Source organism: Herminiimonas sp. KBW02, assembly GCF_003852535.1.
Classification (GTDB): Bacteria; Pseudomonadota; Gammaproteobacteria; order Burkholderiales; family Burkholderiaceae_D; genus Oxalicibacterium.
This window is the reverse complement of record NZ_QAJP01000010.1, coordinates 137,788-151,145: the sequence shown is the minus strand read 5'-3', so window position 1 is coordinate 151,145 and position 13,358 is coordinate 137,788. Positions and strand designations below refer to the sequence as shown.

10 protein-coding genes are annotated in these 13,358 nt (G+C 54.7%); 3 read left to right on the top strand and 7 right to left on the bottom strand.

Annotated features, from left to right (window positions below; translation table 11 throughout):
• Positions 1–8: 8 nt before the first annotated feature.
• The gene (gene fdhF, locus DBR37_RS16525; protein WP_124575574.1) at positions 9–2,849 is read left to right on the top strand and encodes a formate dehydrogenase subunit alpha; all 2,841 of its coding nucleotides are present in this window, start codon (positions 9–11) and stop codon (positions 2,847–2,849) included.
• 105 nt (positions 2,850–2,954) lie between these two features.
• On the opposite strand, the gene DBR37_RS16520 is transcribed toward fdhF, so the two are convergent.
• Positions 2,955–3,791, bottom strand: coding sequence for a DMT family transporter (locus DBR37_RS16520; RefSeq protein ID WP_124575573.1), 837 nt, complete (start codon positions 3,789–3,791; stop codon positions 2,955–2,957).
• 227 nt (positions 3,792–4,018) lie between these two features.
• On the opposite strand from DBR37_RS16520, the gene DBR37_RS16515 reads away from it, so the two are divergent.
• Positions 4,019–4,855 (top strand): formate dehydrogenase accessory sulfurtransferase FdhD, encoded by an 837-nt coding sequence (locus DBR37_RS16515; protein ID WP_124575572.1) that lies wholly within the window; start codon positions 4,019–4,021, stop codon positions 4,853–4,855.
• A gap of 33 nt (positions 4,856–4,888) precedes the next feature.
• On the opposite strand, the gene DBR37_RS16510 is transcribed toward DBR37_RS16515, so the two are convergent.
• Positions 4,889–6,205 carry a D-amino acid dehydrogenase gene (locus DBR37_RS16510; RefSeq protein ID WP_124575596.1) on the bottom strand — a complete coding sequence of 439 codons (1,317 nt, stop codon included), beginning with the start codon at positions 6,203–6,205 and terminating at the stop codon, positions 4,889–4,891.
• A 317-nt stretch (positions 6,206–6,522) separates the two neighbouring features.
• Between DBR37_RS16510 and DBR37_RS16505 the strand changes: the two genes are divergently transcribed.
• Positions 6,523–6,858, top strand: a complete 336-nt coding sequence (locus DBR37_RS16505; protein ID WP_124575571.1) for a hypothetical protein — start codon at positions 6,523–6,525, stop codon at positions 6,856–6,858.
• Positions 6,859–6,960: 102 nt separating this feature from the next.
• On the opposite strand, the gene DBR37_RS16500 is transcribed toward DBR37_RS16505, so the two are convergent.
• The 5 genes from DBR37_RS16500 to DBR37_RS16480 form a co-directional block, all read right to left on the bottom strand.
• On the bottom strand, positions 6,961–7,284 hold the full coding sequence (locus tag DBR37_RS16500) for a P-II family nitrogen regulator (RefSeq protein WP_124575570.1): 324 nt from the start codon (positions 7,282–7,284) through the stop codon (positions 6,961–6,963).
• Positions 7,285–7,355: 71 nt separating this feature from the next.
• Positions 7,356–10,457, bottom strand: coding sequence for an efflux RND transporter permease subunit (locus DBR37_RS16495; protein ID WP_124575569.1), 3,102 nt, complete (start codon positions 10,455–10,457; stop codon positions 7,356–7,358).
• A 4-nt stretch (positions 10,458–10,461) separates the two neighbouring features.
• Entirely contained in the window at positions 10,462–11,613 is a 1,152-nt protein-coding gene (locus tag DBR37_RS16490) for an efflux RND transporter periplasmic adaptor subunit (protein WP_124575568.1), read from the bottom strand.
• Positions 11,610–12,854 carry a TolC family protein gene (locus DBR37_RS16485; RefSeq protein WP_124575567.1) on the bottom strand — a complete coding sequence of 415 codons (1,245 nt, stop codon included), beginning with the start codon at positions 12,852–12,854 and terminating at the stop codon, positions 11,610–11,612. The genes DBR37_RS16490 and DBR37_RS16485 overlap by 4 nt, the downstream gene beginning before the upstream one ends.
• An 86-nt stretch (positions 12,855–12,940) precedes the next feature.
• Positions 12,941–13,336 (bottom strand): hypothetical protein, encoded by a 396-nt coding sequence (locus DBR37_RS16480; protein ID WP_124575566.1) that lies wholly within the window; start codon positions 13,334–13,336, stop codon positions 12,941–12,943.
• Between the last annotated feature and the right edge of the window lie 22 nt (positions 13,337–13,358).

Sequence of the window (13,358 nt, the reverse complement as noted above, 5' to 3'; positions counted from 1 at the left end):
AAAAGATAATGAACGCAATTACCCGAAGCGAATTGGCACAGCTCGAAGTGCCTACAGTTACGTTTGAATTGAATGGTCGTGAAGTAACCGGCCGTGCAACCGACACGATCCTGACCGTCGCCAAGCGCGAAGGCATAGAAATCCCGCACCTCTGCTTTAAAGAAGGTATGGACACAGCAGGTAACTGCCGCGCATGCGTCGTTGAGATCAATGGCGAACGTGTACTGGCACCATCCTGCTGCCGTAACCCGACCAACGGTATGAAAGTAAATACCGAAAGCGAACGTGCAGTGAAATCGCAGAAACTGGTATTGGAACTGTTGCAGTCCGATATGCCGGAAGCTGACTATACGCGCCACAATGAAGTGGACGAATGGGCGGAGAAAATGGGCGTCGGCAAACCACGTTTCACAGCACGTGAAAAAGTTGCCTATGACTACTCGCACCCTGCGATTGCGGTTAACCTCGATGCATGTATCCAATGTACACGTTGCGTACGTGCTTGCCGTGATGAGCAAGAAAACGACGTGATTGGCCTGGCATTCCGTGGTGATCACGCGAAGATCGTTTTCGATATGGATGACCCTATGGGTGCATCGACATGCGTAGCTTGCGGCGAATGCGTACAAGCATGTCCTACCGGCGCGCTGATGCCAGCCCGTGACGTAGCATTGAACGTCCCTGACAAACAAGTTGACTCCGTCTGCCCATACTGCGGCGTCGGTTGCCAACTGACTTACAACATCAAAGACAATAAGATCCTCTACGTAGAAGGTCGCGATGGTCCTGCCAACCGCGAACGTCTGTGCGTTAAAGGTCGTTACGGTTTCGATTATGCAAACCATCCACACCGCCTGACCAAACCGTTGATCCGCCGTGCTGATGCACCTAAACATGGTGACTTCATCATGGATCCGGACCGCGTAATGGAAGTGTTCCGTGAAGCGACATGGGAAGAAGCGCTGGAAGTTGCAGGCGGCACTTTCGCAAAAATCCGCGACACACACGGCAAGAAATCGCTGGCTGGTTTCGGCTCCGCTAAAGGCAGCAACGAAGAGGCTTACCTGTTCCAGAAATTGGTCCGTACCGGTTTCGGTAGCAACAACGTCGATCACTGCACACGCTTGTGCCACGCATCGTCGGTTGTCGCTTTGCTCGAAGGTATCGGTTCCGGCGCAGTGTCGAACCCTGTGATGGACGTAACCAAAGCAGAAGTGATCATCATCATCGGTGCTAACCCGACCGTGAACCATCCGGTTGCTGCAACCTGGATCAAAAATGCGGTCACCAACGGCAGCAAACTGATCGTTTGTGATCCACGTCGTACCGAAATGTCGCGTATCGCTCACCGCTTCATGCAGTTCAAGGCGGATACCGACGTTGCGATGCTGAACGCGATGATGAACGTCATCGTCACTGAAGGCCTGGTCGACAAAGAGTTTATCGAAAGCCGTACCATCGGTTACGAAGAGCTGCGTAAAAACGTTGAAGGCTACACACCTGAATTGATGGCGCCTATCTGCGGTATCGATGCAGAAACACTGCGTTATGTTGCGCGTCTGTACGCAACCTCCAAAGGTTCGATGATCCTGTGGGGCATGGGCGTCTCGCAACATATCCACGGCACCGACAATGCACGCTGCCTGATCGCTCTGGCATTGATGACCGGTCAAATTGGTCGTCCAGGCACAGGTCTGCATCCATTGCGCGGTCAAAACAACGTGCAAGGTGCTTCCGATGCGGGTCTGATCCCTATGGTGTACCCGGATTACCAAAGCGTGAGCGATCCGAAGATTCGTGCGAACTTTGCTAAAGCATGGAATATGTCGGAAGACTTGCTGGATCCGGAACCAGGTCTGACCGTGGTTGAGATCATGCACGCTATCACCGATGGCAAAATCCGTGGCTTGTATGTCCAGGGCGAAAACCCTGCGATGTCCGATCCGGATGCTAACCATGCACGTGAAGCGCTGGCTACTCTGGATCACCTGGTCGTACAGGATATCTTCCTGACAGAAACCGCTTACCTGGCTGACGTTATCTTGCCAGCAAGCGCATTCCCGGAAAAAACCGGTACCTTCACCAATACTGATCGTACTGTGCAAATGGGCCGTCAGGCATTGAACCCGCCGGGTGAAGCCAAGCAGGATCTGTGGATCATCCAGCAAATGGCAAATCGCCTGGGTCTGGACTGGCAGTACAAGCACGTGTCGGAAGTATTCGACGAAATGCGCCACACCATGCCTAGCATCGCTGGTATCACATGGGAACGTCTGGAGCGTGAAGACTCCGTGACTTATCCGTGCGAAAAAGAAGGCGATCCAGGTGAGCCAGTTGTGTTCGTTGACAGCTTCCCACGTGAATCGGGTCGTGCCCGTTTCGTTCCTGCAGATATCATTCCTGCGGCTGAGCGCCCGGATCCAGACTATCCAATGGTTCTGATCACAGGTCGCCAACTGGAACACTGGCATACCGGTAGTATGACCCGTCGTGCGACCGTGCTGGATTCGATCGAACCAGATCCTATCGCGCTGATCCATCCATTGGATCTGGCAAACATGGGCGGCAAACCAGGCGACATCATTACGCTGCAATCGCGTCGCGGTGAAGTTTCCCTGTACGCACGTGCTGATGATGGTTCGCCACGTGGCGCGGTATTCGTACCGTTCTGCTACTACGAAGCTGCGATTAACCGTTTGACGAATGCTGCGCTGGATCCGTTCGGCAAGATTCCAGAGTTTAAGTACTGCGCAATCCGCATTACGCTGGGTGGTACCGCTCCGGTTCAATCCAGCTACGGTGGTGGTCAGGCTTTGGTTAATCTGACGAATAGTCTGGCAGTCAACTAAGACTGTTACGCCGACTAAGGTTGGTGTGAAAAATAAACCGGCACTTGCTCTTGCAGCAAGTGCCGGTTTTTATTTGGGTGCGGCTCCTGAGATGATGCCGGCAGTTTACAGGTGCAATCCGAGTACGATGGCCCCTGCAGTAATCAGCAGGCAGGACAATATGCGTCGCGCGTTTAACTTCTCCCCGAGGAACAGCCAGCCTATCAGGGCCGCGAACAGGACCGAGGTTTCACGCAGGGCGGACACCGTACCCATAGGGGCCAGCGTAACCGCCCAGATCACGATGCCGTAGGCTAGCAGGGACATGGTGCCGCCACCCAGAGCGGTCCAGATTTCCCTGGCTCCCATTGTGACGGGCAGACGTCGGTGGCGATAAAGATAGATCAGCGCCAGCGGTATGCTGTCGAGCACAAACAGCCAGCCGCAATAAGACAAGGCGTCGCCAGCTGCGCGTGCGCCCATGCCGTCGGTAATAGTATAGGCGGCGATGAAAGCACCTGTCGTGAACGCCGCGATAGGGCCGGCCAGGCTGGTGCGATTTTTGACATGGGCGAGGCTGATGATGCCGACCGAAATCAATATCACGCCTAGTAGTGTCATCAGGCTCATTTGCTCACCGACGAAGAGGGCGGCTCCCAGCGTCACCAGCAAAGGTGATGAGCCGCGGGCAATCGGATAGGACAGACTGAAGTCGCCGATGCGGTAAGCACGTATCAGAAACAGGTTGTAACCGGTATGCAGTACCGCCGACATTGCGATGTAAAACCAGCTGGCAGGCAAGGGGAGCGGCAGATAGATGATGAGTGGGAGCGCGCCGAGGCCTGCGCCTATGGTCATGACTGCAAGTGAGGCCAGCGGATCGGCGCTGCTCTTCAATAAGGCATTCCAGGATGCGTGTAAAAGCGCGGCGCATAGCACCAGGATCAATACCAGGGTGCTCATGCGATGCCGTGATCAGCCGGATAGTTCATGTAGAAGGAGTCAGTATGACCAGGACTCATGATAACCGCACAGCGATTTGCCTGCTGCAGGCCTTGTTGCCGGGGTTTATGCGTACAGTTGGAGCTGACTGATGAGATAATGAGCCGGGTCGATTCTCACTTAATAGCCAGCGATTAGTTGTCATATCTCATCGCCTTGTTGAAGCAGTTGCATTACGCTCACTTTTTATGAACGCTCGCCCGGTTTTATCAAATGCCACTCGTAAGCTGACCCATGAGGTAGAGGTCATGGATGAGCGCGGTCGCGCCTCCACCATTGCTATCCCTGCGGAACAGCCGTTGACTATCTATGTCGATAAGCGTGAGTTGGTTACGCTGATGACTTTGGGCGGCGCGCCGGAAGCATTGACTCTCGGCTATTTGCGCAATCAGCGCTTCATCAAGAATTTAGCAGACATCCTGTCGGTGCAGGTGGATTGGGATGTGGACGCAGCCGCAGTGGTGACGCGTAATGGTATAGACAATATCGAAGAGCGTACTGCCACGCATACTGTGACAACAGGTAGTGGTGAAGGCACGGTGTTCGGTAGTTTGATGGATGAGATAGATGCCATCGCCCTGCCTGCCGATGCACGCCTGAAGCAAAGCACCTTGTACAAAATTATAGAAACCATACGCGTGCATCGTTCCGTGTACAAGCAAGCCGGTTCAGTGCATAGCTGTGCATTGTTTGCTGCGGATGGTGAGTTAATTCACTTTGTTGAAGATGTCGGTCGTCACAACGCAGTCGACGCGATCGCAGGAAAAATGTGGCTGGACGGGACGGCCGGTGCTGACAAGATTTTCTATACAACCGGGCGTCTGACCTCGGAGATGGTGATGAAGGGGGCGCAGATGGGCATCCCCTTTTTGCTGTCGCGTTCCGGTGCAACCCAGATGGGACATATGGTTGCCGAACGTCTGAATATATCTTTACTGGCGCGTTGTAGCGGCAAGCACTTTCTCTTGCTGAGCGGTGCCGATCGTATCGTGTTTGATGATCTGGCAGTGGCGGAAAACGCCTGAGTATAGCGCTCTGCTGGCTAGCTTTTGCTTTGCTTAAGCAGCGCGATTAGACAACGATGCCTGCGCCACTGGACGGCGTGCCGGCATACCGGTAAATGCAAAATTTACTTCCGGATGCAGGCCGGAAATGATGTCGGCAATCGCTCGTCCTGAACCGCAGCCCATGGTCCATCCGAGGGAACCGTGGCCGGTATTCAGGAATAAATTACTGAACTTTGTCTTGCCTATATATGGCACATTCGATGGCGTCAACGGACGCAAACCTGCCCAGTAGGCAGGGTTTGCGTAGTCACATGCTTGCGGGAAGAGTTCACGCGTACGGCGCGTAATTGCTGCACAGCGGGTGGCATTCAGTTCGCGCGAGTAGCCGTTGAATTCGCAAGTGCCTGCGACGCGCAACTTGTCCCCGAGACGCGACAACACCAGTTTGTAGCCGTCATCGATAAGCGACACAGTAGGTGCCAATTCAGGATTAATAATCGGATAGGTCGCCGAATACCCTTTGCCGGGATAGATCATCAGATCGATACCCAGCGGTTGCAGCATAGGCACTGAGAAACTCCCCATCGCCATCACGAACGCATCTGCGTGTAGCGTCATATGACGCCCTTCCGGATTGATGACTTCTACGCCCGTTATGCGGGCGGCAGCGCCCGTGCCTTCGGTGATCAGACGTGTCACGGTGGTATTGAACTGGAAGTTGACGCCGCGCTCCTGAGCCTTGCGTGCCAGGCCTGTGGTGAATTTGTAGATGTCGCCTGATTCATCGGTTTCGGTAAAGTCGGCGCCAACTATCTGTTGGCGGATATGTGCCAGCGCAGGTTCCAGCTGTACGGCCTGTTCTGCCGTCAAAGGTTCGCGCGGGCAACCGAGTTCACGCATGACGCTGGCCGATGCCAGTGATTCGTCGAAATCCTTTTGTTCTGTGTAGAAATGCAGAATCCCACGCGTCAGGCAATCGTAGTCGATGTCTACCTCAGCGCGTACTGCCTGCAAAGTCTGGCGGCTGTATTCGGCGATAGCAACGATCTGATGAATGTTATGTACGGTGCGTTGCGGTGTGCATTCGCGCAGGAAATGCATGCCCCATTTCCATTGCAGCCATTCAGCGCGAAAACGATACAGCAAAGGGGCGTCTTCCTTGCCCAGCGCTTTGAGTATCGTCAGCGGCGCACCTTTGTTGGCCCACGGCGTCGCGTGCGAGACGGAGATCTGGCAGCCGTTGGCAAAACTGGTTTCCTGGGCGGCACCGGGTTGACGCTCGATGACGGTGACTTCATGGCCGGCTTTATTCAGGAACCAGGCAGTAGCGGTTCCTATGATGCCCGAACCCAAAACGATGACTTTCATGACGCGATCAATCCCGAGATATTGCTGTTGTATGCCTGCGAGCATGACTGCGACTGAGCGCTGCGGAATGCAGACCGGGCCATATTTGGCCAAGGCGTAACCATATCCTGTCTGGCGGAAATTTGCCTATGACGGCTGTCAAGAAAGCCCGGAAAGCCGGATTTTCATGTTCAAAACCATAAGTATTAAGTAATGATTGTTATTAAATACTTTAACTATACCTAATCATTTTTAGCGCTTACGATACGTTCGAAGTCTGCAAAAAGGTCGGCAGACTAGGTCCCGCAGTGACGTGCACATACAGAAGGAGAAGTGCAATGATCAATTCAGTACTCGAACAATGCCCGATTGGTGATGCTGTTAAATGCCATCTTGCTGCTTACAATGCAGCTTTCTATGAGCTCGGCCTGAGCTGGCACTGGGATGACGAAACATTCCACACCTTGCAGCGTATGTCCTGCGAAAGAGATCGCATCAAGGATTACATGCACTCGCATCAATCGCATTTGCTGAAGGTCTACGATGCGGACTTCCTGATCGATGCTATTCAGACTACCAAAGCGCGTTGCTTTGAAACCATGACAGATGGCGGTGCGAAGAAGGCGCCGTCGGTGAACTGGGCAGAATTCCAGCGTGCTGAAGTAGGCGCCTGATCTGACTATCCTCTTTCCTGCCTGATCAGCTCAGGCTGATCGCAGTGAAGACTGCAATAAAAAAGCCCGCATATGCGGGCTTTTTTGTTTTCAGTTTTCTGCTCAGGCTTGCGGCTGCCAGATGTAGTCGAATTGTTCTATCGTATTCATCCACAAGATGCCGTCGCCGATATGTTTGGTAGAGGCCGCACTTTTGATGGTTTCGTATACGGCGAGTGCGTACTGGTCATCAATCACGATATCGATACGGACCTTGGGCGAATAGTCGAGCAGTTCTTCTTTGTGGCTTTGCGGCTGATGGCGTGCAGGTGAGCTGCAGCCCTCTACTTGCGTGATGGTCATGCCAGGAAAACCTGTTACCTGTCCCAATGCTTCACGCACATCGTCCAGGCGTACCGGACGGATGATGGCTTTGATTTCTTTCATAATCTGACTCCTGTGTTCAGTATGGAATGACAGGTGTCACCATGTCAGGCGACACCTGCCAGGATTGCCAATCAGGCTTCGCCTTCCTCTTCATCGAACCAGCGATAGAGGGTAGGCAGTACCAGCAAGGTCAGTGCGGTACAGGTGATCAGGCCGCCGATCACCACCACTGCTAGCGGACGCTGTACTTCCGAACCAGGCCCGGTCGCGAACAGGAATGGCACCAGGCCCAGCATCGCTACCGTTGCCGTCATCATGACCGGACGGAAACGCATGGTCGCACCCTGTACCACCGCTTCGGCAATGCTCAGGCCTTCGGTGCGTAGTTTCCTGATATAGGAAACCATCACCACCCCGTTGAGTACCGCGATACCCCACAAGGCGATGAAGCCCACCGATGCCGGTACCGACAGATATTCGCCGGTAACGAAAAGGCCGATGATGCCGCCTATCGATGCGAATGGCAGTACGGTAATGATGAGCGTTGCGTAACGTACCGATTTAAACAACAGGAATAGCAGGAAGAAAATCGCCGCTACAGTCGCCGGTACGATGACTGCGAGGTGACCCAGTGCGCGTTCCATGTTCTGGAACTGACCACCCCATTCGAGATAGTAGCCAGATGGCAACTGAATCTTGCTTTGCACGACTTGCTGCAATTCTGCTACGAAGCCACCCAAGTCGCGATCTGCCACATTGATTGCCACCACTACACGACGCTTACCACCTTCGCGGCTGACCTGCGCCGGACCATCCCGGACTTCTATCTTGGCCAGACTATCCAGGGGTACGCGTGCACCATTAGGTGTGGTCAACATGATTTGCTTGATCGCCTGTACATCGCCACGGAAGCTCTGCGGCAAGCGGACGGCTGCCGAGAAGCGCCGCTCACCTTCGTAGATGTCGGTCGCGGTTTTGCCTGCGATGGCAACTTCGATCACATCATGTACGTCGGAGACGTTCAGGCCATAACGCGCAATCGCTTGTCGATCAATATTGATCGACAGGTATTGCTGACCACTGACGCGATCGACGCGGATGTCGCGCGCACCTGTGACAGATTCCGCCACTTTTGCAATTTGGTGAGCTTTCTCCAGCAGACGATCCAGGTCTTCACCGAATACTTTGACCGCAACGTCGGAACGTACGCCCGTGACCATTTCATCCACGCGATCCGAGATCGGTTGCGCCATGATGATCTGAGCACTAGGAATAACTTCCAGGCGCTTTTTGATTTCGCTGGCGATCGTGTCCTGGGTCCAGCCATCTGGCCATTCATCTTGCGGTTTCAGGCTGACAATCGGCGTCGATTCATTTTGCGCTTGCGGATCGGCCGGACTTTCACCGCGACCTACACCCGAAATGGCAGATTTCACGCCAGGCACAGTCATGATGATACCCATCGCTTGTTTCTCCAGTGCGATGGATTCTTCCAGCGAAATATTCGGCACGCGGTTGATACCCGGAACCAGCGAACCTTCCTTCATTTCCGGAATGAAGGCGGTACCGAGCAGCGGCAACATACCGACTGCAGCGACGAAGGCCAGCACTGAAAGCAGCACGGTTTTCTTGGCATTGGCCAATACCCAGTCGAGCATGCGCAGGTAATGCTTTTTCAGGAAGCCGACCAGGCGCGTGTCATGCTCTGCACCGCCCTTGAGCATGTACGAAGACAATACCGGAGTCAGGGTCAGCGACAACAGCAAGGAAATAGCCAGCGCAATCGCTATGGTGAAAGCGAGCGGCGCAAACATTTTTCCTTCCATGCCTTGCAGTGTCATCAGCGGCAGGAACACCAGGATGATGATGCCGATACCGAACACCACGGGGGTGGCTACTTCGGTAACAGCTTTCAGGATGATGTGAACCTTGCGCTTGCCGTACTTATTGGGTCGGCCCAAATGTCCGAAGGCGTTTTCCACCACCACCACTGAGCCATCCACCATGAGCCCGATCGCCACCGCCAGACCGCCCAGTGACATCAGGTTGGCTGAGATGCCGAACTGGTTCATGACAAAGAAGGTGAGTAGCGGCGTCAGTATCAGCGTGGCGACCACGATCACCGACGATCGTATATCGCCGAGGAATACCAGCAGGATGATAACCACCAGTGCCACACCTTCCAGCAAGACCTTGGCGACGGTCCACAACGCCGCATCCACCAGTTCACTACGATCGTAGTAAGGCACGATCTGCAAACCATCCGGCAACATGCCTGCCTTGTTGATCTCTGCTACGCGATCCTTGATGCGAGATACGACTTCCTTGGCGTTACCGCCGCGCATCATCATGACGATACCGCCGACCGATTCAGTCACACCGTTTTTGACCAGTGCGCCATACCGTACGTCGTGACCCAGGGTGACTTGTGCGACGTCACGTATGTAGACAGGTGTGCCGTTGGATTCGCTCAGGACGATGTTGCGTATATCTTCCAGATTTTCGATCAGGCCGACACCACGGATCAGGTACTGTTCCGCATAGTGCGGCAAGATGCCGCCGCCCGAATTGGCATTGTTGCGTGCCAGACCTTCATACACTTGCTTGAGCGAGATGCCGTAGTGGCTCATCCGATCAGGATTGACCAGTACCTGGTACTGCTTGACGTAACCACCTTGCGAGTTGATTTCTGCTACTTGCGGAATCGAGCGCAGCAATGGTCGTACCATCCAGTCTTGCACGATACGTCTTTCGGTCAATTCCTTTTGCGTCAACTCACGATCACCGTCATCCGGTTTGTCGAGCGTGTATTGATATACCTCACCCAGACCGGTGGAGACCGGTCCCAGTACGGGTGTGACGCCGGTAGGCATACGGGCGCCGATTTCGATCAAACGTTCCATCACCAATTGCCGTGCGAAGTACACGTCAGTGGCATCTGTAAACACCAGTGTGATCAGCGAGAGGCCAGGTTTGTTGAGGGAGCGCATTTCTTCCATGCCGGGCAAACCGGTCATGGCAATTTCAATCGGCACAGTGACGAAGCGTTCCACTTCTTCAGGGGAGCGGCCGGTTGCGTCGGTGGCGATCTGTACCTGGACGTTGGTGACGTCAGGGAAGGCGTCGACTGATAACTTGCGCATGGCATCCAGCCCGATTACCAGGGCGATGGCTGCCAGGACGACAATGATCAGTCGCTGCGCCAGGGCGGAGCGAACTATCTTCTCTAACATGACATTACTCCTGTGCGATACCGGTACGCTGATTGTTGAGGTGGAACGCGCCATCTATGGCAATGCGATCACCCGCTTTCAGTCCTGACGCCACGACCAGTGTGCCGTTGTTGGACTGTCCGATCTTAATTTTGGTCGCACGGAAGTGGCCAGGCTGGGTTTCAACATAGACCAGATTTTCGTTCTCGAAGCGTACGACTGCAGCCGCTGGAATGACCAGTTGCTCGGTCGGGCGGCTGGCAATCAGCATGGTCGCCAGCATCGCTGGTTTCAGACGGCCGTCCTTGTTGTCGATAGCGGTACGTACTTGCACTGTACGGGTCGCCGGATCGACGATCTGTCCGACGTAAATCAGCTTGCCGGAAATTTTGAGATTGCCGAGTGCGGGTACTTCGATGTCTACGGTCTGGCCGACTGCAACCATGTCCGCTTGTTGCTCCGGTACTTCTGCGATGGCCCAGACATGCGACAAGTCAGCGACCGTGAAGAGGGCGTCAGCTGGCTGTACCACCTGGCCTGGGGAGACTTTCTGCTCAACTACCGAGCCTTGCATGGTGGATGTGACAGGTGCAAACGAACTGATGTCGCCGCTCTCTGCCATGCGTGTGATGGCGGCGGATGACATGCCGAGTACCTTGAGTTGTTCAGCTGCAGCACGTGCTTCAGCTGCAGCAACTGCAAATTCGTTTTCACGTCTTTGCAATTCGGCTTTACCGATGACGTCAGCCGCGAACAGTTGACGTGCACGTGCCTGATTGTTTTGTTGCAGTTCAGCTTGTGCCCGAGCTTTCAGGTAAGCGAGTTGCGCGCTACCGAGTTCGGTGCTGTGCAAACGCGCGAGTACGTCGCCTGGCTTGACGCTTTGTCCGAGGTTGACGGTGATGTCAGTGAGTCGGCCTGTGACCGGCGCACCGATGCGTGCCACGCGTTGACGATCGAAATCTATCAGGCCGGGAACGCGCAGTACATCACTGAACGGTGCGAGACCGACGGTGCCGATCTTGACGCGTTCGCGCAATGCATCTGGGGCGATGACGACATTGGGGTCAACTTTCTGCGCCGGTTCCTCGCTTTGAGGTTTGCTTTTGTCACCGCAAGCAGCGAGAGTAAGACAGAGCGCGATCAGTGCAGCACTGGAAGAGAGACGGGGCATCATGGTTTATTACCTGTAGAAGAATTGGCTAAGAGTCGCTCGATTTCGATGGCGGCTACATGCAGATCAAATTGGGCGGCAATGAGGTCGTTGCGTGCGGTGCGTAAGGCGCGCTGTGCATCGAGATAATCGATGATGCCGCGCTCACCGTAACGGTAAGCAGCTTCCGCTATGCGTAAAGCACTTTCGGCCTGGCGTACGATGCCGGACTCCAGTGCTTCGACCTGTGAAGCCGCAATCTGCGATTGCTGGTAAGCAGAATCCAGTTGCTGTGTCAGTTCGAATTCGCGTGCTTCCAGCAGGTAACGCACGCGCATGGCACCAGCGCTGGCTTCATTGATAGGGCCGCGATTCTGATTCCAGAGCGGAATACTCATGACCACGCCAAATTGAGTGTCACGTACTTCGGGATCGCGGTTCGAGACTGCTTTTAAAGCAACAGTAGGCAAGCGCAGCGAGCGTTGATAGTCAACGGCCGTTGATGCACGCTGCAGTTCCAGGCGGTACTGCGCCAGTTCCGGATTGCTGCCGAGCATGATCTGACGCAGATTGTTGAGTGGCGCCAGATGCGGCACATTGCCCATGGCACCGGTAATGGCAAAGGTGCTCGGCAAGATGTCGCCTACGTGCTGACGCAAGGAGGACTTGGCCTGGTTGGCGCGTAGCAGCGAACTATGACTATTTTTCTGCGCATTCAGCAGTTCAGTGGAGACACGGATTGCTTCGTAGCGCGGTGCTTCACCGACGTCGACCCTGACTTGTGCACGTTCATACAGCTGTTGGGTCAGTGCCAGATCTTCCTGTGCTGCTTCGAATTCGGCCTGGCGCCGTAACGTTTCGTAGTAACCCAGTTTGACCTTGGCGACCAGTTCTGCTGAGTACACATTTTGTCCGGCGATGGTTGCGCTGACGGTTTTGCGGGCAACTTCCTGACGCAGGAAGCGCTGGCTAGGCAAATCGAGACGCTGTGTGATGGATACAGTCTGACCATTGCCGGTAGCAGCGCCAGGTACGCGCGCCGAGACGCGACCGCTGGTGTATTCGACTTCGGGATTCGGGAACGCACCGGCAGTGGTGACGCCTGCACGCGCGGCTTCGACGCCGGCAGCAGCAGCTTGCACGCCTTTGTTGCCTTGCATTGCAAGAGACAATAACTGATCCAGTGTGTACGGCTGGGCGGCGATCGCAGGCGACCACATCCCGGCCAGCCACACTGACGTAATAAGTAGTGTGATAGGTTTCATGATTTTAGTTAAAACGAGTACATGCCGCGGACGAAATACCGCACGACATGCGGACGGCCAGAGGCCGTCCCGGAAAGATGGATTGTTTAGACCGCCAGGGTAGGCGGACGGTCAGCGCGGAAGACCGGCGCCGGGAGAGGTGGATGCTGGGCAGCGACAAACAGGGTGTCGCCCAGTACCAGACATGCCAGGGACAAGGGCAAAGGCAGATCCGCTTCGTACGGATCCGGGACTTGCGCTGCAGAGTTTTGAATATGCTTGGATGGACGGCAGGACAGGTTGTCAGCAGCATCGCCCCAGTCCGGTGCGAGCATTTGCGCTGCCGAGCCAAATTCGCCCTCTACTTCGAATTCCCAGCGTGCCATTTCGCTTTCGATGGACGGTTCGGCGATAAAAATGGAAGAGGGGAGTTGAGTATCTTGCTTGACGTGTGTCAATGATTCGACTTGTTCGGCGGTGAGTCTATGCAGTGCCTGTGCCATTTGCGGCTTGGCACTGGTGCTG

Bases quoted from the DNA above. Each gene is read 5' to 3' on its own strand.
- fdhF (WP_124575574.1), top strand. From the start codon at position 9: ATGAACGCAATTACCCGAAGCGAATTGGCACAGCTCGAAGTGCCTACA.
- DBR37_RS16520 (WP_124575573.1), bottom strand. From the start codon at position 3,791: ATGAGCACCCTGGTATTGATCCTGGTGCTATGCGCCGCGCTTTTACAC.
- DBR37_RS16515 (WP_124575572.1), top strand. From the start codon at position 4,019: ATGAACGCTCGCCCGGTTTTATCAAATGCCACTCGTAAGCTGACCCAT.
- DBR37_RS16510 (WP_124575596.1), bottom strand. From the start codon at position 6,205: ATGAAAGTCATCGTTTTGGGTTCGGGCATCATAGGAACCGCTACTGCC.
- DBR37_RS16505 (WP_124575571.1), top strand. From the start codon at position 6,523: ATGATCAATTCAGTACTCGAACAATGCCCGATTGGTGATGCTGTTAAA.
- DBR37_RS16500 (WP_124575570.1), bottom strand. From the start codon at position 7,284: ATGAAAGAAATCAAAGCCATCATCCGTCCGGTACGCCTGGACGATGTG.
- DBR37_RS16495 (WP_124575569.1), bottom strand. From the start codon at position 10,457: ATGTTAGAGAAGATAGTTCGCTCCGCCCTGGCGCAGCGACTGATCATT.
- DBR37_RS16490 (WP_124575568.1), bottom strand. From the start codon at position 11,613: ATGATGCCCCGTCTCTCTTCCAGTGCTGCACTGATCGCGCTCTGTCTT.
- DBR37_RS16485 (WP_124575567.1), bottom strand. From the start codon at position 12,854: ATGAAACCTATCACACTACTTATTACGTCAGTGTGGCTGGCCGGGATG.
- DBR37_RS16480 (WP_124575566.1), bottom strand. From the start codon at position 13,336: ATGGCACAGGCACTGCATAGACTCACCGCCGAACAAGTCGAATCATTG.